Source organism: Limimaricola sp. G21655-S1 (assembly GCF_027213785.1).
GTDB lineage: Bacteria > Pseudomonadota > Alphaproteobacteria > Rhodobacterales > Rhodobacteraceae > Limimaricola.
This window is the reverse complement of the sequence record NZ_JAPWGO010000007.1, coordinates 164,330-187,225: the sequence shown is the minus strand read 5'-3', so window position 1 is coordinate 187,225 and position 22,896 is coordinate 164,330. Positions and strand designations below refer to the sequence as shown.

Here is a 22,896-nt window from a genome sequence, read left to right as displayed (position 1 = left end):
GAATGCTGTCGCCTCTCGAGTTCGAGCGGCAGCAGAAACTGAGGCACGAAGGCGTCTAAGAAACGCGGGGCTATTCATGTTGCAGATCACGCCAAAGGGTGGACGCACTTGGCTCCTACGTATGGTAGTCGGCAACCGCCGACGCGAGATTGGACTCGGCGGCTACCCCGAGGTTTCACTTGCCCAAGCTCGTGATCGAGCAAGGGAGGCCAAGGAAAGCATTAGGCAGGGGATCGACCCGGTTGAAGAGCGCAAGGCAATCCGCGCGGCTTTGATGACCGCCCAGCGCCGAGGCCTCGTCTTCTCGGATGCCGTTGACCGCTACCTCGATGCTAAGCTTTCGGAGTTCAAGAACGCCAAGCATGCAGCGCAGTGGCGCTCGACACTGACGACCTACGCTGTCCCCGAGCTCGGGCACGTGCCGGTATCCGATATAGCCGTGCAGGCTGTGCTGCGTGTACTGCAGCCGATCTGGCACGATAAAACCGAAACGGCAAAGCGGCTGCGAGGTCGCATCGAAGCGGTTTTCTCTTGGGCCACCGTGGCTGGGCACCGTACAGGCGGCAACCCGGCATAATGGAAGGGCAATCTCGATGCGCTACTGCCCAAACCCGGACGCGTGGCGAAGAAACGCAACCACCTGTCCCCCGTCAGCGCCTCTGGGACATCTGAGTTGATTTTGTAACGGAGGGTTTCTGGCTCATCGTAACCACCGAGGAGTGGAGATGAGACAGAAACCCGGAACAGCCAGACCGACGACGGAGTCGCTGGTGAAGGACATCCGTCGGCGCACGCGGAAGCACCATTCGGCCGAGGAGAAGATCCGCATCGTCCTGGAGGGGCTGCGTGGCGGGACTTCCGCGCATTCGCTGGCGCAAGCTTAATAGAGGCCAGCGAGGAGGGCTGTCAGAGGGTGGGGCGAAAAGCTGCTCCAGCAGATTCCACCGGCTGGCGAGGGTGGTCCGCTACTTCCACATTCGCATACAGGCGCAGGCCCAGCAGGGCGACGATACCGATGCCCGTCACGAAAAAGAGGGTGGAAAGAAAACGCAATGCGTAGTCGGTCGTCACGATAAGCACACTCACTCGGTAATTTGCCCCCTCATTGCCGTTCGGCAGTGGCCGGAATGTGGCGAGCAACGGGCGGAGTGGAGCGAAGATCTGGCTGCGAAACTCGATCGCATCCGCGCAAGCGGATGCTCCCTTCGGCCGTTGCGATTCTCAGCGGCACTGGTTGCTACACCTTGTAACTTGTCGGGGTCTTGGTGACGGTCTCAGGCGCAGACGGCTGCCTCACACCACGAGGGAGTCCTCGGCGCGGCGGCGCTAGGAAGCGAGCATGTCGGCATCGGTCTTTCAGGCAGAACGATGAGGTTTCGATGCTCTTTTCGTACCTTGCCGAAGGCGGGAGCGTGGCCGCCCTATACCTCCGCAGAGCCTCGCCCTCCCATTGCTCAGCTGCGAAGGGCGTCGAACTGGACTATTGTTAAGGTATGAAAACGGTATCCCCAGACCTGTTTGGCATTTCTCCTTGGGCTTGGCTCCTTGTGCCGGTCCTGTGCTTCCTGCTGGTCCATTACGCGGAGCAAACCGGATCGTGGCGCGATGCGGTGATGCGCATTGCAAGCAGCACGCTGATAGCCGCGGGCTGTCTGGTGCTGCTGGTTCTGGCCGTCGCAACGACGACCTAGGAGCGGCGTCCGGTCGCCGCAGCCGCGTTCCCAGCCCTTCACGAACCGACGGTATCTGTCGCGACAAGGCCCTGATGTTGTCGGCATGGTGCCATGACCGCAGGCCAAGTTCCTCCAGTGGGTCGGCATGTCTGCCGAAGCCAGAGCAAGAAAGAGGATGGACATGGCACTATACGATCTCGTTCGCTGCAAGATGGCTCTGCCGGCCGAAATCACCGCTGTCACCGAATGGCGGACCAGAAGTTTCGGACGTGGCTTTCAGACCTTCGAAATCGATGGCGACGGTGCCCTGCGTCTGTTTCGCCTCGAGCGGCATCTGCACGAGGATCACCCGCCTCGGCCAGCTTTGCTGGATCCCGGTTATACCGATTGGCTTCGGATCTGGACAAGGCTCGAGACCGGCCTCTCGGCCATGCAGGACTTCAGCGGTGTTCTAACGCTTGAGGGACGCGACACCGATGGGGAGGAGTGGATGATCGAGACCAAGGTCGTCTCCGGTCAATGCGAACCTTTCCGGATCACCCGCGGCCGGGCGGAACTGCCCGCAGTGGCTGCCTGAGGGTCGGGGCAGCGTTCGAATAACGCAAGCTCCGGGCTGCACTGGTTGTCGACACATTCATGCGCCCATCTCTCATGCCGCTGATTGCCGGACACGGATCAAGTGTGTCGGCGGGGCAATGGTGAGGCCAAGCCCCTAGGGGCCTGTCTGGCCCCCAAGCCTCCGCGAGGTGGACAAGTACTCGGGTATCTGTCCAGTCTGGCGGGCGGGGCACCGGAGCGGATGAGGGCGATGCATGGCCAAGACGAGCAGGAGCGGTGGGCCGAGCGCGCTCGACCTGCTGCGGGTCGAAGTGCTCGCTGCGCGGATCGAAGCCTTCGGCCGGGCCGATCCCGATGCCGGCAATCTATGGCGCTCGGAGCTGGCGGTGGCCGAGGCGGTGGCCTCGGTGGCACTCGAAGGGCGCCGACTGTCCGAGACCGAGCTGTTGCCGCGGATCGCGGGCGGTGGTTCCGGCCATGGCGACCCGGTCGCCGGCGAGCTGGCGCTAGGGTTAATCCGTGCCCTCAAGATGCCCGGCGACCCGATCGCGCATCCCGACAAGACGATCGCCCGGCTCGAACGTCTGGCAGGAGGACTCGCGGAAGACGAACGCGCGGCAAATTCGGAGGGGGCCTCCGCCGACCCGGCGGCGCTTGCCGCCAGTCTTTCGGCGTTGCATCCCGACGATCCACCGATCCTCTCAGCGCTGAGGGTCAGCGCGGCCTATGGCATCGCGACGGAGCGGGCCCACCCGATGGTCGAGCGGGCCTTGTTCATGGCGGTCGAGAGCGCCCGGCGGCGCCTCACGCCGGGGCCCGGCGGCATCATAGCCTTCGAGGAGGACCCGATGCGCGGCCTGTCGGGGCGGGTCGATGCCGATTGGGTCGCGACGCCTGCGCTGGCGCTCTCTGTCGGGCGCTACCGGCCCTGGTCCCCGGGCAGCGTCGCTGGGATGACCGAGCTGCTCGATGGGCTGGGCGCGGTACTGGGCATGGAAATCGGGCGGATCGGCCGCGCGCGTGACTGGTTGCGGCGGGCCCGCGCCTGCGGCGAGGGGCGGCACGGCCGGTCGCGGCTGGGCGATGCGGCACAGGCTTTCGCCTCGGCGCCCTGCCTGACCTCGAACCTCTTGGCGGAGCGCATCGGCGTGACGCCGCGTGGCGCGACCAACCTCATCGACGAGCTGGTGAGCCTCGGGCTGTTGCGCGAGATCACCCGTAGACGGACGGCGCGGATCTGGTCGGTGCCGGGCTTGGCCGAGCGCTTGGCGGCGCGGCCACGACGCGCCGGGCCGGCGCCTGCGCCCGCCCCGCAACCGGACCCCGAGGCGATGACGCGCGCCTTCGCCGAGCTCGACGCGGCGCTGGGCCGGGCCGATGCGCTGCTGGGGCGGCGCCGCAAAGTCTGAGCAACTGCGCCGCGCCGCCGGGCCAGTTCCCGCCAAGTGAAGTCCTACAAGCCTTTCCTTCCCTGTCGCGGCACCATATCCGTATGTCGCCGTGACCAGTTAGGACCGATGATGACCGTTGCGCCGACCACCGAAGTGAGCCGCCTCCTGCGGGAAGAATTCGACAGCGTTCTCGACGCTTGGTTCGCCACCCAGAAGCGCGAGGGCGTGCGACGCCCCGACCTGTTCTCCGACCGCGAGAGCCGTCGCCAGCTATCCGATCTGCTGCGGGCCTTCTCCGATGCGCTGTCGCGCATCGACATCACCGAGGCCGTCGACATCGATGCCGACAACTGGTCCGAGCTTCGCATGGCGCTGTCCGAGATCACGCTGGTGCGCACCGAGCGTGGTGTCGCGCCTTGGGAGATGACGGCCTTCATGCTGGCGCTGAAGCAGCCTGTCTTCGAGATGCTGAGCAAGAACCTCGCGGATCGGACCGATCGTCTGCTTGCCGAGGCCGCAGATTTCGGCCGCGTGGTCGACGCGCTCGCGATGCATATCAACGAATACTTCATCGCCGAGCGTGACGAGATCATAGAACGCCAGCGAGCCGAGATGATGGAGCTCTCGACCCCGGTGGTGCAGCTGTGGGAGCGGGTGCTGACCATCCCTCTGATCGGCACGCTCGATTCGATGCGGGCGCAGGAGGTGATGGAGAACCTGTTGAATTCCATCGTCGAGCACAGCGCCGAGGTGGTGATCGTCGACATCACCGGCGTGCGCGTGGTCGACACGCAGGTCGCGCAGCACCTGCTGCGGACCGCCGCGGCGGTCCGGCTGATGGGGGCCGAGGCGATCATCTCGGGCATCTCGCCCAAGATCGCCCAGACCATGGTCGAGCTTGGCGTCGATGTGGGCGAGGTGACGACCCGCCCCTCGATCCGCGCCGCGCTCGCCGAGGCGTTCCGCCGGGTCGGCTTCCAGATCAGCCGCATCGAGGACACCCGTGTCTGAGGCGGCCTCGATCTACACGGTCGACAAGGTCCTGCTCGTCGCGATCCGCGACAACATCACCGACACCGACATCATCAATCTGCAGGAGGATCTCTCCGAGCGGATCGTGAACGAGGCGGCGCGTGGCGTGGTGATCGACATCGCCGCGCTCGAAATCGTCGATACCTTCGTCGGCCGCATCCTCGCGCAGCTTTCCTCGATCTCGCGGCTGCTGGCGGCCGAGACCTACATCGTGGGCATGCGCCCGGCGGTGGCGATGACGCTGGTCGAACTGGGCATGGACCTGCCGGGCTCGAAGACGGCGCTGTCTCTGAGCCACGCGCTGCGCGCGCTCAAGGCCAAGGGTCTGGCGTGAGCGGCCCGCCGGCGCAGCCGGCGGGGCGGGTGGAACTGCGGCAGGAGCGCGATGTCGCGGCGGCCCGTATCGCGGTGTCGAAGGCGATGGACGCGCTGGGCGCGCGGGCGCTGCGCAAGACCCGCTTCGTCACCGCCGTGAGCGAGATCGCCCGCAACGCGCTCGACCATGGGGGCGGCGGCGTGCTCGAGATCTATCGCCTTGATCGCCCGCGCCGGATCATGATCCGCTGCATCGATCAGGGGCCCGGCATCGCCGATATCGATCAGGCGATGACGGACGGCTTCTCGACCGCGCGCAGCATGGGCAAGGGGCTCGGTGGTGCCCGGCGGCTGGTCGATGCCTTTCGCATCGAAAGCCGTGTCGGGGCGGGCACCACGATCGAGATGGAGGCCAATCCATGAGACATGTCGTCGATATATCCGATCCCAGCGCCGTGGCCGAAGCGCGGCGGCTGGCGCGCGGTCTGGCCGATGAGAGCAGGCTTTCGGTCGAGCGCACCGAGGCGATGGCGATCGTGGTCACGGAAATGGCCACCAACCTCTTGCGTCATGCCCGCGGCGGGCAACTCCTGCTGCAGCGCCAACCCGGCATCGGTTCCCGCGTCTGCATCGCCGCGATCGATACAGGTCCCGGAATCGCGGATATCGGCCTCGCGCTGTCCGACGGTTTTTCTACCGGTTCGAGCGCCGGTGGCGGGCTCGGTGCGATGCGCCGCCTGGCCGATCGCTTCGAGATACGCTCGACGCCGGGGCAGGGCACCGTGACCGTCTGCGGCTTTGGCCCGGCGCCGGTGCTGGCGGGGGTCGAGATCGGCGCCTTCCTGATGAACTATCCCGGCGACCGCGCCTGTGGCGACGCGGTTTTCGCGCGCGATGTCGCCGGCCGTGTCGACCTGCTCGCCGTCGACGGGCTGGGTCACGGCCCGCGCGCCGAAGTGGCGGCGGCCGAAGCGGTGGCGGGCATCGAACCCCTGCGCGGCGAGGACCCGGCGCGGCTGTTGTCCGAGCTGTCCGCCCGGCTCGCCGGCAGCCGCGGGTCCGTTGCGGCACTGGCACAGATCGAGGCGGCGGATGGGCGGCTGCGACTGGCCGGAATAGGCAACATCGCGGCGCTTCTGGTGAAGGCCGATGGGCAGGTGCGACGTCTGATCAGCCGTGAGGGGCGACTGGGCGGCGCGGTGCGCCTGCCGCCGGTCGAGAGCGCGGAGATGGGCCGGGGCGACGTGCTGATCCTGCACAGCGACGGCCTTTCGACGCTGCGCAGCCACGCGGAGCTGCCCTCTCTGGCCGGAATGAGCTGCGCGATGATCGCGGCACATCTGATGCGCGACCGCAACAAGGGGCGCGATGACTGTTGCGTGCTGGTGGCGCGGCTCGCCTCGGAGGACGCCGAATGAGACTGACCACGCTGAAGATCGAGGCCGACGAGGATATCGTGCGGCTGCGCATGGTCGGTCAGGAGGTGGCGCGGCATTGCGGCTTCGCCAAGTTCGCCGAAACCCGGATCGTCACCGCGCTCCTCGAGCTGGGGCGCAACATCATCCAGCATGGCGGCGGCGGGCGGATGACCCTGTCGCTGGAGCCGCTGGCGGGCAACCTCGAGCTTGCCGTGGAGGCGATCGATCAGGGGCCGGGCATCCCCGATCTGGAAACCCGCCTTGCCGGGGGTGACCCGCTGCCCGGCGTCGGACGGCAGCCGGGGCTCGGCCTCGGGCTGCGCGGCGTGCAGCGCATCGCCGACCGGATGGAGGTCGATAGCGGTCCCGAGGGGACCCGGATCAAGGCCGGCTTCGATACCCGTCTTGCCGCGAGCGAGGCGGCCAGCATCGGCGCCGCGATCGGCGAGGCGCTGGCGGCGCTACGCCGCGCCGATCCAGCCGCGATGCTGGCGCAGCAGAACCGCGACCTGCTCGACGCGATCGAGGAGCGGGACCTGCTCATGGCCGAGGTGCATCACCGCACCAAGAACAACCTCGCCCTCGTCACCGGGTTGATGCGGCTCAGCCGCAACGCGGCCCAAAGCGAGGAAACCAAGCAGGTGCTGCGCGATCTGGAGCTTCGGGTGCGGGCGATCACCACGATCCACGACCAGCTGCAACGCGCCGCCGCCGCCGACCACGCGCCGCTGCTGCCGCTCTTGCGCGACGTGGCCGAGCACACGCGTCAGGCGTTCTCGACGCCCGATCAGGAGGTCACGGTGGTCGTCACCGGCGAGGCGCTGAGCCTGTCGGGCAATGCCGCGACCGATCTTGCCCTCGCGGCGGGCGAGCTGATGACCAATGCCTGCAAGCATGCCTTCGCGGATCGCGAGCGCGGCCGCCTGCATGTCTCGCTCACGCGGGAGGAGGGGATGCTGAAGCTGGTGGTCTCCGACGATGGTTGCGGTCTCGCGCCGGGCATGGAGCGGCCGGAGCGCTCGGATTCGCTTGGCTGGCGGATGATCCGTACCATGGTGCAGAAGCATGGCGGCTTCGTGCGCACCTCCGGCGGCAGCGAGGGGCTGACGGTGGAGCTTGGCTTCGACGAGGCGCAGCTCGGCCTGCATCAGGCCTGACCGCAAAAGAAAGGCGGCGGTTCCCGGGAGGAAGGAAGCCGCCGCCGTATTTTCGAGACTTGCCGGGGAGGATCGGCGCCGTCTCGACTGGTTAACACCAAGGCGCTGGAAAAGGTCCGCGCCTTGGCCAAAAGGTCAGGCGCGCCGCGCCGCCTGGGTCGCGATGTCCTCGATCATGGCGCGGTGAATGCCCAGATCGGCCAGCTCGCGCTCGCTGAGCGCCGAAAGCTCGCGGCGGGTGATGCGATAGGCCTGCGATTGGGCGCGGCGCTCGGCGATGCCGGCGAAGAGGCGGGCGAGCAGGGAGGCGGGGCGGGCGGTCTGGTTGGTGCTGAGGGTCGTCATGTCTCTTGATCCTTGGGCGTCGAAGGCAGCCTTTTGGCCGCGATATGAGGTAGGCGTCGTCATCGGCGCCGATGGGCCCCATCTGGACCCTCGGACCCGCCGCCACCACATCCAAGCACGCCGCAGCGCCCTGCAGGCACTGCATGGCCCGTCACCTCTTCGTTGCCCATCGGAGCGAGAATTTCCGAACCGTTTCGGGGTGCTACCTGTTCGGCGGCGCGATCGATCCCGCTTCGACGATCTCGAACCCGCCCAACTGCTGCAACTCGGCCAGCGGCTTGCCCTCGATCGCGCCGATCAGGCCCTGCGCCAGCGGCTCCCAGCTCAGCGCCAGCGCCGAGCGCGTGCCGGAACTGGCCGGCAGGGACATCAGGTCTTCGCCCGGCAGCATGTCGTCATGTACCACCACCGACACGTCGCCCGGCACCTTCAGCCCGAGCATCGACAGCGCGTTGTAGATGCCCTTGGCGATCAGCATGTTGCCTGCGATCAGGCCGGTCGGCGCTGCCTCACCATTCATCATCCGCAACGTGGCAAGGGCTCCGACGCTTTCGATCATCTGCCCGTGTTCGTGCAGATCGGGGTCGATCTCGATGCCGGCCTCGCGCAGCGCCATTTCCCAGCCGGTCCGGCGATGCGCCGCGTAGCAGGTGGCGGCGATGCCGTTGACGAAGCCGATCCGCCGATGCCCGGCGCGCAGGAGCATCGCCGTCAATTCGCGCCCGACGGCGATGTTGTCGATGTCGTAGAACGGGTAATCGGGCTTCGCTGCGCCGCGCCCATGCATCACCATCGGCACGCCGCGGCGGCGCAGATAGGCGACCCGCGGGTCGTTCTCCTCGGGCTCGATCAGCACGAAGCCGTCGAGCGAGCCGCCGTCGATCAGCCGACGATGCACCGCGACCACGTCCTCGCCCTCTTCGGCGGCATGCAGCACGAACAGCCGGCCGCGTCGAGAGAACGCGCCCGACAGCCCGCGCACCATCTGCACGAACATGCTGTCGCGCGGGGTCCGGTCCTGCGGAGGCAGCACCAGCCCGACGATGCCGGAGCGCCCGGAGGCGAGCTTGCGGGCCGAAAGGTTCGGCCGGTAATTCAGGGCGTTGGCCGCTTCGCGCACGCGGATCTTGGTCTCGGCGCTGACATCGTCATGATCGTTGAGCGCGCGGCTCACCTGCGTGACCGACAGCCCGGTACTGGCTGCGATGTCCTTGAGCGTTGCCGACATGTCTTCCCCTCGATGCGCCGGTTGCAACTTGCCAATCCGAAACGCTTCGGGCAAGCCTGTTCGAAAGCCCCCGGCTCCCAAGGGACGAAAGGATTCGAGATGAGCAAGGCGAATTGGTGGAAGGGCGCGGTGATCTACCAGATCTACCCGCGCTCCTATCAGGACGGCAATGATGACGGCATCGGCGATCTCAAGGGGATCACCGCGCGGCTGCCGCATATCGCCGATCTCGGCGCCGACGCGATCTGGCTGTCGCCGATCTTCACCTCTCCGATGGCCGACATGGGCTACGACGTGTCGAACTATACCGACATCGACCCCACCTTCGGCACGCTGGCGGATTTCGACGCCATGGTCGCGCGGGCGCACGAGCTCGGGCTCAAGGTGATGATCGATCAAGTGCTGTCGCACAGCTCGAACCAGCATCCCTTTTTCGAGGAGAGCCGCCAAAGCCGCGACAACCCCAAGGCCGACTGGTACGTCTGGGCCGACCCCAAGCATGACGGTTCGGCACCGAACAACTGGCAGGCCATCTTCGGCGGCATCGCGTGGGAGTGGGAGCCGCGTCGTCGGCAGTACTACTTCCACAACTTCCTGAAAGAGCAGCCGGACTTCAACTTCCACAATCCGGAAGTGCAGGACTGGCTCCTTGGCACCATGCGGTTCTGGCTCGATCGTGGCGTCGACGGCTTCCGCCTCGACACGGTGAACTTCTACTTCCACGACAAGCATCTGCGCGACGATCCGGCCGATTTCCGCCTCGACGGGACCCCGGCGATCAAGCCCTATGACATGCAGTACCACATCTTCTCGAAGAACCAGCCTGACAACATCGCCTTCCTCGAGAAGATGCGGAAGTTGATGGACGAGTACGAGGATCGCACGCTGGTCGGCGAGGTCGGCGAGAGTCACCATCCGATCGAGATCATGGGCGAGTACACCTCGGCCAACCGGCTGCACATGGCCTACAGCTTCGAGATGCTGGGCCCGAAATTCGCCGCCGAGCATTTCCGCCACCAGATCGACCAGTTCTTCAAGCTGGCGCCGAAGGGCTGGCCCTGCTGGGCGATGTCGAACCATGACGTGCCGCGCCACGTGACGCGCTGGGCCGAGCATGGCGACCAGGACGCGGTGGCCAAGCTAGCCGCGGCGATGCTGCTGACGATGGAGGGTTCGATCTGTCTCTATCAGGGCGAGGAGCTGGGCCAGACCGAGACCGAAATGGAGTTTCACGAGCTGACCGACCCGCAGGGCATCAACTTCTGGCCCGCCGACAAGGGGCGCGACGGCTGCCGTACGCCGATGGTCTGGGAAAAGGACGCTCCCCATGCGGGGTTTGGCCGTGTCGAGCCCTGGCTGCCGGTGAAGGCGCCGCAGGCGGCGCGTGCGGTCGACACGCAAAAGGGTGTCGAGGGCTCCGTGCTCGAAACCTACCGGGCGCTGCTGAAGCTGCGCCGCGAGACGCCCGATCTGCGCGAGGGCCGCACCATGTTCGCCGAGACCGAGGAGCCGGTGCTGGCCTTCCATCGCGGCGAGAAGACGATCTGCGCCTTCAACCTGTCGAACCAGCCGCAGGAGATCGAGATCGATGGCATCGATGAGACGCTCTTCGTGCTCGATGCCCGGACCGACAACGGCAAGGTCTGGCTCGGCGCCAACGGCGCGCTGATCGCCCGGCTGCAGTGAAGCCCTTGCGGCGCGGCCCGACCGGGGCCGCGCCGTGCCTCCTCCAAGCCGTCTTTTGACCCTCCGGCAAAGCTGCTAGGAGGGCATAACCGGCTAAAGGATCGGACCGATGACCCCCAAGACCCATGCCCGGACCGGCGTTCCGGGGCTCGATGACGTTCTCTCCGGGGGACTCACGCGCAACCATGTCTTTCTTGTCGAAGGGGCGCCCGGCACGGGCAAGACCACCACGGCGATGCGGTTCCTTCTCGAAGGGGCGGAGCGGGGCGAAACCTGCCTCTACGTGACGCTCTCCGAGACCGAGGAAGAGCTGCATGACAGCGCCGCCTCGCATGGCTGGACGCTGGACGACCGGATCTCGATCTTCGAGGTGGTGCCTGCCGAAAGCCTGCTCGACGCCGATCAGCAGCAGAGCCTGCTCTATTCCTCCGATCTCGAGCTGGGCGAGGCGACGCGGCAGATCTTCGCCGCGTTCGAGCGCGTCCGGCCGCAGCGCGTGGTGATCGACAGCCTTTCGGAGATCCGGCTGCTGGCGCAGGGCTCCTTGCGCTACCGCCGCCAGATCCTCGCCATGAAGCATTACTTCGCCCGTCAGGACGCCACGGTGCTGATGCTGGACGACCTGACGGCCGAGGCGCATGACCGGACCGTGCACAGCATCGTGCATGGCGTGATCCAGCTCGAGGAGCTGGCGCCCGATTACGGCGCGGAACGACGGCGGCTGCGGGTCACCAAGTATCGCGGCCAGCGCTATCGGGGCGGCTATCACGACTTCGCCATCAAGACCGGGGGGATCGAGGTGTTTCCCCGCTTGGTGGCGCTCGAACACCGCACCGAATTCGACCGCAGTTCCCGCAGCAGCGGTATTCCCGCGCTGGACCAGCTGCTTGGCGGCGGCGTCGAGCAGGGCTCGAGCACGCTGGTTCTGGGGCCGACCGGCACCGGCAAGAGCCTGTTCTCGCTGCAATTCGCGCTGGCTGCCATCGAACGCGGCGAGCGCGCGGCGCTCTTCGTCTTCGACGAGGAACTGGGTCTGATGGAGGCCCGGCTGGCCAAGCTCGGCATCGACATCCCCGCGCTGCGGGCCAGCGGCGCGCTACAGGTCGAACAGGTGGATGCGGCCGAAATGTCGCCCGGCGAGTTCGCACAGAAGGTCCGCGACAGCGTGGTCGAACGCGGGGTGCGCTGCGTCGTGATCGACAGCATGACCGGCTATCAGGCGGCAATGCCGCAGGAGAACGCACTGGTGCTGCATATCCACGAGTTGCTGCAATTCCTGAACCGTCAGGGCGCCTCGTCATTCCTCACCGTGGCGCAGCACGGTCTGGTGGGCGACATGAAGTCGCCGATCGACGTCACCTACCTTGCCGATACCGTGATCCTGTTGCGCTACTTCGAGGCGCTGGGAAAGGTGCGCCGCGCGGTCTCGATCATCAAGAAGCGCACGGGGGCGCATGAGGACACCATCCGCGAATACCGGATCAGCGCCGCCGGGCTCGAGCTCGGTGCGCCGCTGCAGGGATTCCAGGGGGTATTGCGTGGTGTGCCGGATTTTATGGGCTCCGCCGATCCGCTGATGAAGGTAGGCGCCGATGACGCGGGACTTTGATCTCGCCCGGGCGCTGATCCTCGCGCCGGAAGGGCGGGACGCGCAGCTCGCGGCGGCGCTGCTGTCCGAGATCGGTCAAAAATCGGTCATTTGCGACGATATCCCGAGCTTTGCGGCCCGGCTGGGCGAAAACACCGCCTTTGGCCTTCTTACCGAAGAAACGGTGCGTCATGCCGATCTCAACCTGCTGGCCGCGGCCATCGAGGCGCAGCCGAGCTGGTCGGCGCTCCCGTTCATCGTGCTGACCCGGCATGGCGGCGGCCCGGAGCGCAATCCCGAGGCGGCGCGGCTGTCCGAAATCCTCGGCAACGTCACCTTCCTCGAACGTCCGTTTCACGCCACCACATTCGTCAGCGTCGCGCGTGGTGCCCGGCGCGGCCGGGACCGCCAGTTCGAGGCCCGTGCGGCGGTCGAGCGGCTGCATCGCAGCGAAGAGACGCTGCGCACCGCGCTCAAGGCCGGCCGCCTCGGGGCTTGGGAGTTCCACCCCGCGACGCAGGAGCTGGTGTCCTCGCCGACGCTGCGCGCGATCTTCGGGCGCTCCGAGGCGGCGCCATTCGGTTTCGAGGACTTCCTCGACAGCCTGCATCCCGGCGACAAGGCCCATGTGATCGAAACCATCGAGGGGGCCACGCGCGAGGGCACCGATTACGAGGTCGAGTTTCGCGTGATCTGGCCCGATGGCAGCCTGCGCTGGGCCGCGGCTCTGGCGCGGATCGAGCGCGGTTCGGAAGGCGAGGTCCGGCTGGTCGGGGTGACCACGGATATCACCGCTCGCAAGCAGGTCGAGGCAATGCACCGCGAGCAGACCGAGGAGCTTGAGCGGCGCGTGGCGCAGCGGACGGCCGAGCTGGAAACTGCGCATGCCCGGATGCTGGAGGAGATCCGGCAACGCGAGCGCACCGAGAGCCAGCTTCTGCAGAGCCAGAAAATGGAGGCGATCGGCCAGCTCACCGGCGGCGTCGCGCATGATTTCAACAACCTGCTGATGGCGGTGCTGGGTAATCTGGACCTGCTGTCGCGCCATGTCGCCGAGGATGCGCGCGCGACCCGCCTGATCGACGGTGCGATCCAGGGCGCGCAGCGCGGCGCGGCCCTGACCCAGCGCCTGCTGGCCTTTGCCCGGCGACAGGAGCTCAGCGTCGAGCCGCGCGATCTGGCCGATCTGGTCCGCGGCTCCGAGGAACTGCTGCGCCGGTCCGTCGGCGGTCTGGTGGAGCTGCGCTTCGACCTGCCGCAGGGGCTGCCCCGGGCGCAGGTGGATGGCAACCAGTTCGACCTCGCGCTCCTCAACCTCGCGGTCAATGCCCGGGACGCGATGACCGGCGGCGGCAGCCTCGAGGTGGCGCTGGCGCAGTGCGACGTCACCGAGGCTTCGGATCTCGCCCCGGGCAGCTATCTGCGGCTTTCGGTCACCGATACCGGGAGCGGCATGGACGCCGCCACGCTGGAACAGGCCACGCATCCCTTCTTCTCGACCAAGGAGCTGGGCAAGGGCACCGGGCTGGGCCTGTCGATGATCCATGGCCTTGCACAGCAGCTCGGCGGCGCGCTGCGGCTGTCGAGTTCGCCGGGGCAGGGCACCCGCGCCGAACTTTGGCTGCCCGCTGCAACGGTCGGGACCGGAACCGAAGCCGTCCGCGCCGACGAGGCCGCCCCGGCATCGGGTGAACGGCGCGGCGCCCTGCGCATCCTCTTCGTCGATGACGACGCGCTCATCGCGATGAGCACCGTCGATCTGCTGGAGGATCTGGGCCATCAGGTGATCGAGGCCTCATCGGGTCCGGAGGCGCTGAAGGTGATCGAAAGCGCCGAACCGATCGACCTGCTGATCACCGATTTCTCGATGCCGCGAATGAATGGTGGCGAATTGGCGCGCGCCGCACGCAAGCTGCGCCCGGGGCTGCCCATCCTTCTGGCGACCGGCTACGCGGAGCTTCCGGAGGGCGAGGCGCTCGAGCTTCCGCGTCTCGCCAAGCCCTACATGCAGCGCCAGCTCGCGGAGGGGATCGCGCGCCTCGGTCTTTGAGCCGGAGCTGTCCGCGACCCATGGCTTGCGTTCGCTCTTTGTGCTAGGGATCGGAAAAACCAGACAGAACAGGCCGGGGCGGAGAGCAGCCGCGATCGGCGGATGGGGGCACATGCGAGTCATCGGTATCGATCCGGGTCTGCGGAATCTCGGCTGGGGCGTGATCGAGGTCACCGGCGCACGTCTGCGCCACGTCGCCAACGGCACCTGCCACTCCGAGGGGGACGACCTGGCCGAGCGGCTGCTGTCGCTCGCCCACCAGCTGCGCGCCGTGATCGCCGAGCACGGCCCGGAGGCGGCGGCGGTAGAGCATGTCTTCGTCAACTCCGACGGCGCCGGTACGCTCAAGCTGGGGCAGGCGCGTGGTATCGCGTTGATGATCCCGGCCGAGGCGGGTCTTGCGGTGGGCGAATACATGCCTTCGACCATCAAGAAGGCGGTGGTCGGCAACGGCGCCGCGGCCAAGGCGCAGGTGCAGCACATGGTGAAGCTCCAGCTCCCGGGCGTGAGGCTCGACGGGCCCGACGCGGCCGACGCGCTCGCGGTCGCGATCTGCCATGCGCATCACCTGCAATCGGCGGGGCATCTGGCGGCCGCCGTGGCCCGGGCCGAGGCGGCGAGGGCGCGCGCATGATCGGCCGCATCGCCGGGCGGCTCGAATACCGCGCTGCAGATCACGTCCTGATCGACGTGCGGGGGGTCGGCTACGTGGTCTATGTCTCCGACCGGGTTCTGGCGCAGCTCCCCGGGCCGGGTGAGGCGGTGGCGCTATATACCGAGCTTCTGGTGCGCGAGGACATCCTGCAGCTCTTCGGCTTTCCGACGCTGGTGGAAAAGGAATGGCACCGGCTGCTGCTGACGGTGCAGGGCATCGGCGCCAAGGCGTCGCTGGCGATCCTCGGCGCGCTGGGCGCGGACGGGCTGTCGCGCGCCATCGCCCTGGCCGACTGGTCGGCCGTGGCGCGCGCCAAGGGGGTGGGTCCCAAGACCGCGCAGCGCGTGGTCAACGAGCTGAAGGACAAGGCCCCCTCGATCATGGCGATGGGCGCGCAGCCTGCCGCGATGCGCGACGACGACGCGGCTGCGGTGATCGAGGATGCGCCCGTCGAAGTAGCCGCCCCGAAGCGCCCGGCACCCCGGAAGAAGGATGAGGGCAACGCCGCGGCGCAAGCCGAGGCGCTCTCGGCGCTGGGCAATCTTGGCTACGGTCTTTCGGAGGCGGCGGGCGCGGTGGCCGAGGCCGCGCATGAAACGCCGGAGGCGGACACGGCGGGCCTGATCCGCGCGGCGCTGCGCAAGCTCGCGCCCAAGGACCGGTGAGATGACGCGCGCCGAAGCAGCGGCAGGATGCCGCGACGCCTTACAATGCCGCCTTGCGATGCTTAGGACTGGACGATGACCGACGCCCCCGATCCCGCGCTGCGCCCCGAACGGCTTCCCGAGGACCACGATCGTGCCCTGCGGCCGCAGGGGCTGAACGAGTTCATCGGCCAGGCCGAGGCCCGCGCCAACCTGCGCATCTTCATCGAGAGCGCGCGAATCCGTGGCGAGGCGATGGACCACACGCTATTCCACGGGCCCCCGGGGCTGGGCAAGACGACGCTGGCGCAGATCATCTCGCGCGAGCTTGGCGTGGGCTTTCGCATGACATCCGGGCCGGTGCTGGCCAAGGCGGGCGATCTCGCCGCGATCCTCACCAATCTCGAACCGCGCGACGTGCTGTTCATCGACGAGATCCACCGGTTGAACCCGGCGGTCGAGGAGGTGCTGTACCCCGCGCTCGAGGATTACGCGCTTGATCTGGTGATCGGCGAGGGGCCGGCTGCGCGTACCGTGCGGATCGAGCTGCAGCCCTTTACGCTGGTCGGCGCGACAACCCGGCTCGGCCTGCTGACCACGCCGCTGCGCGACCGCTTCGGCATCCCGACGCGGCTCCAGTTCTACAGCGTCGACGAATTGCACGAAATCGTCACCCGCAACGCGCGGCTCCTCGGGACCCCCGCCGATGACGACGGCGCGCGTGAGATCGCGCGGCGCGCGCGCGGCACCCCGCGCATCGCGGGGAGGCTGCTGCGCCGCGTCGTCGACTTCGCGGTGGTCGAAGGCGATGGGCGCGTCACCCGCGAGATCGCCGACAGCGCCCTGACACGGCTCGGCGTCGATGACCTCGGGCTCGACGGGGCCGATCGGCGCTACCTGCGGCTCATCGCCGAGGCCTATGGCGGTGGCCCGGTCGGAATCGAGACGCTGTCGGCCGCCCTGTCGGAAAGCCGCGACGCGCTGGAGGAGGTGATCGAGCCGTTCCTGCTGCAACAGGGGCTGATCCAGCGCACGCCGCGCGGCCGGATGCTGGCCCATGCGGCTTGGCGGCATCTGGGGCTGGCGGTGCCGCGCGGGCCGGAATCGGGGCAGGGCGTGCTGTTCGACTGATGCCCCGGCGCTTGCCCGCCGGGGTCATGGCGCGTATCCCGGCCCCGGAAACAGGAGGACCGGTCATGCTGGATGCGAAAGCCGTCGAGGCGATGTTCACCCGGGGCGATGGCAGCTACATGTGCGCTCGCTGGGGCCGGCCGATCGCGCCGGTGGTGTTCGGCGTCGAAGATGAGACGCTTTCGGTGATGAAATCGGCGCTGCAGGCGCTGTGCCAGCTTGCCGATCACGACATGGCCGAGACCGACCCCGAGCTCGGGGTGAACCTGCTGGTCTTCTTCTGCCGCGAATGGGACGAGCTCACCGCCGTACCCGATCTCGACAAGCTGGTGCCGGGCCTGCCCGATCTCTTGTCCAAGCTAGAGGCGGGCGATGCCAGCCAGTACCGCGCCTTTCGTTTCGAGCCCGACGGCGCGATCCGCGCAGGCATCGTGTTCCTGCGCATGAAGGGCGAGGCGGCCGAGACGCCTGCCGACGTGCTGGCGCTGAGCCAGGCGGTGCTCTCGATGCTCACATGGTCCGAGAGCGCCTTCGACGACACCTCGCCACTGGCTTCGGCGCCGGACGGCACGGTGGTGCTCAAGCCCGAGATCGCGGCGCTGATCAAGGCGGCCTACGACCCGGTGCTGCCCGCCGCCTCCGACGATCCGGCCACGGCGCTGCGGCTTGCCGCGCGGATGGGACATTGAGCCACAAGCTGCAGATCCGCGTCTATTACGAGGATACCGACCTCGCGGGGATCGTCTATTACGCGAACTACCTGAAGTTCATCGAGCGCGCGCGCACCGAATGGGTGCGAGGGCTCGGGATCGACCAGTCCCGGCTCAAATCCGAGACCGGCATCGTCTTTGCTGTCCGCCGCATCGAGGCCGATTACCTGACGCCGGCGCGATTCGACGATCTGCTGGAGGTCGAGACGACGCCGGCCCGGATCGGCGGCGCGAGGATCGAGCTGGAGCAGCGCGTGAGTCGTGGCGACGATACCTGTTTCGCGGCGCGCGTGACGCTGGCAGCGCTGTCCGCGAGCGGCGCACCGGCGCGGCTCCCCGTCGATCTGCGGGAACGGCTCGCCTCCGCCGGCCTTGGTTCCTGATCGCACAAACCCGGAACCATCCCCTTGCCATGCCGTTGCCCGCGGGCAGCGCCACCGACAGCAAGGAGTTTCACGATGCGATACAAGGGGAAAACGGTTCTGGTCACGGGCGCGGCCTCGGGGATCGGCGCGGCCACGGCACGGCGATTCTCGCGCGAAGGCGCGAACGTGGTGCTGTCCGACACCGACTCGGACAAGCTGGCCCAGGTCGTGCGCGACCTTCCGGCGGCGCATACGCGAACCATCACCGGCGATATCGCAAAGCCCGCCGATTGCGAGGCGATGGTCACCACGGCAGTAGAGAATTTCGGCGGACTCGACATCCTCGTGGCCAATGCGGGATTTGCGGTGATGGGGCCGATGGAGGAGGTCTCCGACGAGAACTTCGCCGGGGTGATCGAGAACAACCTCACCGGGACCTACCGCACCATCAAGGCGGCTTGGGAGCCGCTCAAGAAATCCAAGGGCACGATCATCGCGACCTCCTCGGTTTCGGGCATGCGCGGCGATTTCGGGGCCTTCGCCTACGCGACTTCCAAGGCCGGGATCTCGAACCTGGTGCGTTCGCTCGCGCTTGATTTCCAGCGCCATGGCATTCGCGTCAACGCGGTGGCGCCGGGCTTCACCGAGACCGGACTGACCGCCGATATGATGAACAACACGAAGTTCCTCGAGCGGATGCACAGCCGTATCCCGATGGGCCGCGACGGCCAGCCCGAGGAGATCGCCGGCGTGGTGGCGTTCCTGGCCAGCGAGGATGCCAGCTTCGTCAACGGGGTGATCCTGCCGGTGGATGGCGGGCTGACCGCCTCGAACGGCCAGCCGCCCTTGGCCTGAGCGCAGGGCAGGGTGAGCGAGGGGCGCGGGATCGGACGATCCGCGCCCCTTTCGCTTGCGCGGAGTTCCGCCGATCGGGGTTGGGGCGACCGGCGGAGGGCTGTTGCCTGTCACGCCGCCGTGCAAAGCGCGAAGTGGATTTCGCGCCACGGATCGGTTATGCGCGCCACTAGCGGCCCGCGAGAGGCCACGCGCGTCACTAAAGAGCAGGCAGATGGATCAGGTTGTAGACTTCTCGATGTGGGGGCTCTTTGCCCGCGCGACGATCACCGTCAAATTCGTCATGATCGCGCTGATCCTGGCCTCGATCTGGTGCTGGGCCGTGATCGTCGACAAGGTGATCCAGTACCGCGCCGCCCGAGCCGAGGCCGCGCGCTTCGACCGCGCCTTCTGGTCCGGCGAGCCGCTCGACCAGCTGTTTGACGAGATCGGCGCCGACCCGAGGGGCGCATCGCAGCGCATCTTCGCCGCCGGCATGACCGAGTGGCGCCGCTCGCACCGCCAGGATGGCGGGCTGATCGCAGGCGCGCAGGCGCGCATCGACCGCGGCATGGACGTGGCGATCGCCAAGGAGGCCTCGCGGCTGCAGCGCGGTCTGCCGGTGCTCGCCACCACCGGCTCGACCGCGCCCTTCGTCGGGCTGTTCGGCACGGTCTTCGGCATCATGAACGCCTTCATCGAGATCGCCGAGGCGCAGAACACCAACCTCGCCGTGGTGGCGCCGGGCATCGCCGAGGCGCTGCTCGCCACCGGCCTCGGCCTGATGGCCGCGATTCCGGCGGTGATTTTCTACAACAAGCTTTCGGCCGATTCCGACCGGCTGCTGGGCGGCTACGAAGCCTTTGCGGACGAGTTCTCGACCATCCTGTCGCGCCAGCTGGACAGCTGAGATGGGCGCGGGTGTCATGAAATCAGGCGGCGGCGGCAATCGCCGGGGACGCCGCAGGGGTCGGGCCCAGCCGATGGCCGAGATCAACATCACACCCTTCGTGGACGTGATGCTGGTGCTGCTGATCATCTTCATGGTCGCGGCGCCGCTGATGACCGTGGGCATCCCGGTGGAACTGCCGCAGACCGCCGCCTCGGCGCTGCCTTCCGACGAGGAAGAGCCGCTGACGGTGACCGTCACCGCAGAGGGCGGGCTGCTGATTCAGACCACCGAGGTGCCGCAGGGCGAGCTGATCACGCGGTTGCAGGCGATCGCCGCCGAGCGGTCCAGCAACCGCATCTTCCTGCGCGCCGACGGCGCCAATGCCTGGGATCGGGTCGCCGAGGTGATGGGCGCGCTCAATGCCGGCGGCTTCTCGAATATCGGTCTTGTCACGGATGTCGGCGGTTCGGATTTCGGGGCGGGCGCGCCGACCGCGCTGCCTTCGGGCGGCTGAGGCATTCGCGATGAGCACGGGGGGCTACATCTCGGGCATCGGCCATGCCGGCCTGCTCATCTGGCTCGTCATGGGCTGGGGGTTCGACAGCGAGCCTCTGGACTTCGAGGTCGCGCCCGTCTCCGTGGTCTCCGGCGAGGAATACGCGGCGCTCGTCGCCGCCACCTCGCCGCAACCGCAGACCGAGCTGCCGCCCGCCCCCGAGACCCCGGTGGTCGAGGAAACCCCGCCCGCGCCCGAGACACCGGTCGAGACCCCGGCCGAGGCGCCACCGCCGCCGCCCGCGCCCGAGGCACCGGCCGAGGAAACCCCGCCGCCGCCCGCGCCGGAGCCGCTGCCCGAGCCGCCGGCCGAGATGGCCGAGGAAATCGCGCCACCGCCGCCGCCGCCCGCCGCCGCGCCCGCACCGACAGAGGTACCCGAGATCGCCGAGCGCCCGGTACCGCGCCCGGCGCCGCGCGTGGCGCCCGAGGCCGTCGCGCCGCCGCCGCCGGATGCACAGGTGGCCGATGTCGTGCGCGAGGCGGCGACGCCCGAAGCCGAGAGCGCCGAGGTGGCCGAAATCGAGGAAGAGGCCACCGCGCCGGAGGAGGCCACGACCGAGATCGTGACCGAGGCCGAGGAACCCGCCTCGGCACCCGAAACCCCGCCCGCGCCGCAGGTGGCGGCTCTGGCGCCGCCCTCGGCGCCGCGCCCGCCGTCGCGCCCCGCGCGTGCCGCCCCCCAACCCGAACCGGCGCCCGAAACCCCGGCGCAGACCCAGACGGCCGCCTCCGAGAACGTCACGCCCGAGCCCGAACCGGCGCCGAGCACCGACACGAGCGACGCCGTGGCGGACGCTCTGGCCGCGGCCCTGGCCTCGACGCCGGCGCCATCGGCCCCGGCCGCTGCCGCAAATCCCGGCCCGCCGATGACCGGTGCCGAGCAGGATGCGTTCCGCGTCGCGGTGCAGCAGTGCTGGAACGTCGATGTCGGCTCCGAAGCGGCGCGGGTGACGCTGACCGTGGCCTTCGATCTCGATCCGCAGGGGCGGGTGCAGGGCGACGTGCGGCGCATTTCCGGTGCGGGCGGCAGCGACGGCGCGATCGAGGCGGCCTTCCAGGCCGCCCGGCGCGCGATCCTGCGGTGCGAGCGCGACGGCTACGTGCTGCCCGCCGACAAGTACGAGCAGTGGAAGGAGGTCGAGATGACCTTCGATCCTTCCGGCATGAGGATGCGCTGATGTTTCGGCCCGCTCACGAAACCGTTGAACCCGCGCGCCCGAAGGGGCGTTGCCCAAACACACGCCGCTGCGCACAAAGGGGCGCCAGACCCCCGCGGCCTGACGGAACGAGGACCAAGATGCTGACCAGAACCATCGCGCTTCTGCTGGCGCCGCTCGTCGCGGCGACCGTGCTTCCCGCCCCCGTGACCGCCCAGAGCGGCCCGTTGCGGATCACCATCTCCGAAGGCGTGATCGAGCCGCTGCCCTTCGCCGTGCCGGGCTTTCAGGCCGAGACCGCCGGCGCCGAGCAGATCGCCGCCGACATCACCCGCGTCGTGGCGCAGGATCTGAGCGGCACCGGGCTGTTCCGCGAGATCCCGGCCTCGTCCTTCATCTCCACCCCGGCGAGCTTCGCCAGCCCGGTGGCCTATCCCGACTGGCGCGCGATCAACGCGCAGGCGCTGATCACCGGAGCGGTCGCCGTCAATGGCGACCAACTCACCGTGAAGTTCCGCCTCTACGACGTCTTCACCGGCGCCGAGCTGGGCGAGGGGCTGCAATTCGCGGGCACCACGGGCGGCTGGCGCCGCATGGGTCACAAGGTGGCCGACGCGGTCTATTCGCGCATCACCGGCGAGAGCGGCTATTTCGATAGCCGCGTCGTCTTCGTCTCCGAGAGCGGCCCCAAGGACAACCGCGCCCGGCGCCTTGGCATCATGGATTACGACGGCGAGAACCGGCAGTTCCTGACCGACAGCAACTCGCTCGTGCTGGCGCCGCGCTTCTCGCCCAATGGCGACCGGGTGCTCTATACCAGTTATGAGAGCGGCTTCCCGCGGATCAACCTTCTGGACGTGGCCAGCGTCGGCCGCCGGCAGATCACCACGGTCGAGGGCGAAATGGCCTTCAGCCCGCGCTTCTCCAAGGATGGCGGCGCGGTGATCTACTCGGTTTCGACCGGGGGCAACACCGACATCTATCGCACCGAACTCGGCTCCGGCGCGCATAGCCGCCTCACCTCGGCGCCCTCGATCGAGACCTCGCCCTCGCTGTCCCCCGATGGCAGCCAGATCGTGTTCGAGAGCGACCGTTCCGGCACCCAGCAACTCTACGTCATGCCCGCCTCGGGCGGCGAGCCGCGGCGCATCTCCTTCGGGGAGGGGCGCTACGGCTCCCCGGTCTGGTCTCCGCGCGGCGATCTGATCGCCTTCACCAAGCAGAATGCGGGCCGGTTCCATATCGGCGTGATGCGCACCGACGGCTCCGAAGAGCGGCTGCTCACCTCCTCCTTCCTCGACGAGAGCCCGACCTGGGCGCCGAACGGGCGGGTGCTGATGTTCACGCGCGAGACGCAGGGCGCCTCGGGCGGGCCGCAGATCTATTCGGTCGATATTTCGGGCCGCAATCTCAAGCAGGTGCCGACGGGCGGCTTCGCCTCCGATCCGTCCTGGGGACCGTTGCAGCAATAATGACGCGGCGTTTGCACGGGGACGACCCCGTGCTACG

Annotated in this window: 25 protein-coding genes and 1 pseudogene; 23 read left to right on the top strand and 3 right to left on the bottom strand. The window is 68.1% G+C overall.

Annotated elements, in window-relative coordinates:
* Window positions 1–577 (top strand): DUF4102 domain-containing protein (locus tag O4G76_RS09440; protein WP_269397091.1); only part of this gene is annotated, 577 nt, incomplete at its 5' end.
* A gap of 148 nt (window positions 578–725) precedes the next feature.
* Window positions 726–878 (top strand): annotated as a pseudogene (locus O4G76_RS09435) (IS3 family transposase); the annotation flags it as partial.
* A gap of 28 nt (window positions 879–906) precedes the next feature.
* On the opposite strand, the gene O4G76_RS09430 reads toward O4G76_RS09435, so the two are convergent.
* Complete coding sequence (locus O4G76_RS09430; protein ID WP_269397090.1) at window positions 907–1,071, bottom strand: hypothetical protein; 165 nt, start codon at window positions 1,069–1,071, stop codon at window positions 907–909.
* A gap of 422 nt (window positions 1,072–1,493) precedes the next feature.
* On the opposite strand from O4G76_RS09430, the gene O4G76_RS09425 reads away from it, so the two are divergent.
* The 8 genes from O4G76_RS09425 (at window position 1,494) to O4G76_RS09390 (ending at window position 7,544) form a co-directional block, all read left to right on the top strand.
* Window positions 1,494–1,691, top strand: a complete 198-nt coding sequence (locus O4G76_RS09425; RefSeq protein WP_269397089.1) for a hypothetical protein — start codon at window positions 1,494–1,496, stop codon at window positions 1,689–1,691.
* 163 nt (window positions 1,692–1,854) lie between these two features.
* Window positions 1,855–2,250 (top strand): hypothetical protein, encoded by a 396-nt coding sequence (locus O4G76_RS09420; protein ID WP_269397088.1) that lies wholly within the window; start codon window positions 1,855–1,857, stop codon window positions 2,248–2,250.
* A gap of 235 nt (window positions 2,251–2,485) precedes the next feature.
* Complete coding sequence (locus O4G76_RS09415) at window positions 2,486–3,640, top strand: hypothetical protein (protein WP_269397087.1); 1,155 nt, start codon at window positions 2,486–2,488, stop codon at window positions 3,638–3,640.
* A 111-nt stretch (window positions 3,641–3,751) separates the two neighbouring features.
* On the top strand, window positions 3,752–4,633 hold the full coding sequence (locus tag O4G76_RS09410; RefSeq protein WP_269397086.1) for an STAS domain-containing protein: 882 nt from the start codon (window positions 3,752–3,754) through the stop codon (window positions 4,631–4,633).
* Window positions 4,626–4,988 carry an STAS domain-containing protein gene (locus O4G76_RS09405; RefSeq protein WP_269397085.1) on the top strand — a complete coding sequence of 121 codons (363 nt, stop codon included), beginning with the start codon at window positions 4,626–4,628 and terminating at the stop codon, window positions 4,986–4,988. The genes O4G76_RS09410 and O4G76_RS09405 overlap by 8 nt, the downstream gene beginning before the upstream one ends.
* Window positions 4,985–5,392, top strand: coding sequence for an ATP-binding protein (locus O4G76_RS09400; protein WP_269397084.1), 408 nt, complete (start codon window positions 4,985–4,987; stop codon window positions 5,390–5,392). The genes O4G76_RS09405 and O4G76_RS09400 overlap by 4 nt, the downstream gene beginning before the upstream one ends.
* Window positions 5,389–6,387, top strand: a complete 999-nt coding sequence (locus tag O4G76_RS09395) for a SpoIIE family protein phosphatase (protein WP_269397083.1) — start codon at window positions 5,389–5,391, stop codon at window positions 6,385–6,387. Before O4G76_RS09400 ends, O4G76_RS09395 begins: the two co-directional genes overlap by 4 nt.
* The gene (locus O4G76_RS09390; protein WP_269397082.1) at window positions 6,384–7,544 is read left to right on the top strand and encodes a sensor histidine kinase; all 1,161 of its coding nucleotides are present in this window, start codon (window positions 6,384–6,386) and stop codon (window positions 7,542–7,544) included. Before O4G76_RS09395 ends, O4G76_RS09390 begins: the two co-directional genes overlap by 4 nt.
* Window positions 7,545–7,679: 135 nt before the next feature.
* Here the strand turns inward: O4G76_RS09390 and O4G76_RS09385 are convergent, their stop codons facing one another.
* A complete protein-coding gene (locus O4G76_RS09385; protein WP_269397081.1) occupies window positions 7,680–7,889 on the bottom strand; it encodes a DUF1127 domain-containing protein in 210 nt (69 codons plus the stop codon).
* A gap of 202 nt (window positions 7,890–8,091) precedes the next feature.
* Entirely contained in the window at window positions 8,092–9,117 is a 1,026-nt protein-coding gene (locus O4G76_RS09380) for a substrate-binding domain-containing protein (RefSeq protein WP_269397080.1), read from the bottom strand.
* Between the two features lie 99 nt (window positions 9,118–9,216).
* On the opposite strand from O4G76_RS09380, the gene O4G76_RS09375 reads away from it, so the two are divergent.
* The 13 genes from O4G76_RS09375 to tolB all read left to right on the top strand — a co-directional run bounded on the left by O4G76_RS09375 (window position 9,217) and on the right by tolB (window position 22,859).
* Window positions 9,217–10,803: an alpha-amylase family glycosyl hydrolase gene (locus O4G76_RS09375; RefSeq protein WP_269397079.1), complete on the top strand. Its 1,587-nt coding sequence runs from the start codon at window positions 9,217–9,219 to the stop codon at window positions 10,801–10,803.
* Between the two features lie 109 nt (window positions 10,804–10,912).
* Window positions 10,913–12,412: an ATPase domain-containing protein gene (locus O4G76_RS09370; protein WP_269397078.1), complete on the top strand. Its 1,500-nt coding sequence runs from the start codon at window positions 10,913–10,915 to the stop codon at window positions 12,410–12,412.
* Window positions 12,396–14,441: a hybrid sensor histidine kinase/response regulator gene (locus tag O4G76_RS09365; RefSeq protein ID WP_269397077.1), complete on the top strand. Its 2,046-nt coding sequence runs from the start codon at window positions 12,396–12,398 to the stop codon at window positions 14,439–14,441. The genes O4G76_RS09370 and O4G76_RS09365 overlap by 17 nt, the downstream gene beginning before the upstream one ends.
* 112 nt (window positions 14,442–14,553) lie before the next feature.
* A complete protein-coding gene (gene ruvC / locus O4G76_RS09360; RefSeq protein ID WP_085894624.1) occupies window positions 14,554–15,075 on the top strand; it encodes a crossover junction endodeoxyribonuclease RuvC in 522 nt (173 codons plus the stop codon).
* Window positions 15,072–15,761, top strand: a complete 690-nt coding sequence (gene ruvA / locus O4G76_RS09355) for a Holliday junction branch migration protein RuvA (protein ID WP_269397076.1) — start codon at window positions 15,072–15,074, stop codon at window positions 15,759–15,761. The genes ruvC and ruvA overlap by 4 nt, the downstream gene beginning before the upstream one ends.
* Before the next feature lie 75 nt (window positions 15,762–15,836).
* Window positions 15,837–16,871 carry a Holliday junction branch migration DNA helicase RuvB gene (gene ruvB / locus O4G76_RS09350; protein ID WP_085894626.1) on the top strand — a complete coding sequence of 345 codons (1,035 nt, stop codon included), beginning with the start codon at window positions 15,837–15,839 and terminating at the stop codon, window positions 16,869–16,871.
* A gap of 65 nt (window positions 16,872–16,936) precedes the next feature.
* Window positions 16,937–17,560 (top strand): hypothetical protein, encoded by a 624-nt coding sequence (locus O4G76_RS09345; RefSeq protein ID WP_269397075.1) that lies wholly within the window; start codon window positions 16,937–16,939, stop codon window positions 17,558–17,560.
* A complete protein-coding gene (gene ybgC, locus O4G76_RS09340; protein ID WP_269397074.1) occupies window positions 17,557–17,964 on the top strand; it encodes a tol-pal system-associated acyl-CoA thioesterase in 408 nt (135 codons plus the stop codon). The genes O4G76_RS09345 and ybgC overlap by 4 nt, the downstream gene beginning before the upstream one ends.
* 75 nt (window positions 17,965–18,039) lie before the next feature.
* On the top strand, window positions 18,040–18,801 hold the full coding sequence (locus O4G76_RS09335; RefSeq protein WP_269397073.1) for an SDR family NAD(P)-dependent oxidoreductase: 762 nt from the start codon (window positions 18,040–18,042) through the stop codon (window positions 18,799–18,801).
* A 214-nt stretch (window positions 18,802–19,015) separates the two neighbouring features.
* Window positions 19,016–19,690 (top strand): protein TolQ, encoded by a 675-nt coding sequence (gene tolQ, locus O4G76_RS09330; protein ID WP_207569209.1) that lies wholly within the window; start codon window positions 19,016–19,018, stop codon window positions 19,688–19,690.
* Window position 19,691: 1 nt separating this feature from the next.
* On the top strand, window positions 19,692–20,186 hold the full coding sequence (locus O4G76_RS09325) for an ExbD/TolR family protein (protein WP_269397072.1): 495 nt from the start codon (window positions 19,692–19,694) through the stop codon (window positions 20,184–20,186).
* Between the two features lie 10 nt (window positions 20,187–20,196).
* Window positions 20,197–21,408 carry a hypothetical protein gene (locus O4G76_RS09320; protein WP_269397071.1) on the top strand — a complete coding sequence of 404 codons (1,212 nt, stop codon included), beginning with the start codon at window positions 20,197–20,199 and terminating at the stop codon, window positions 21,406–21,408.
* Between the two features lie 119 nt (window positions 21,409–21,527).
* Entirely contained in the window at window positions 21,528–22,859 is a 1,332-nt protein-coding gene (tolB, locus tag O4G76_RS09315; protein WP_269397070.1) for a Tol-Pal system beta propeller repeat protein TolB, read from the top strand.
* Window positions 22,860–22,896 lie beyond the last annotated feature (37 nt).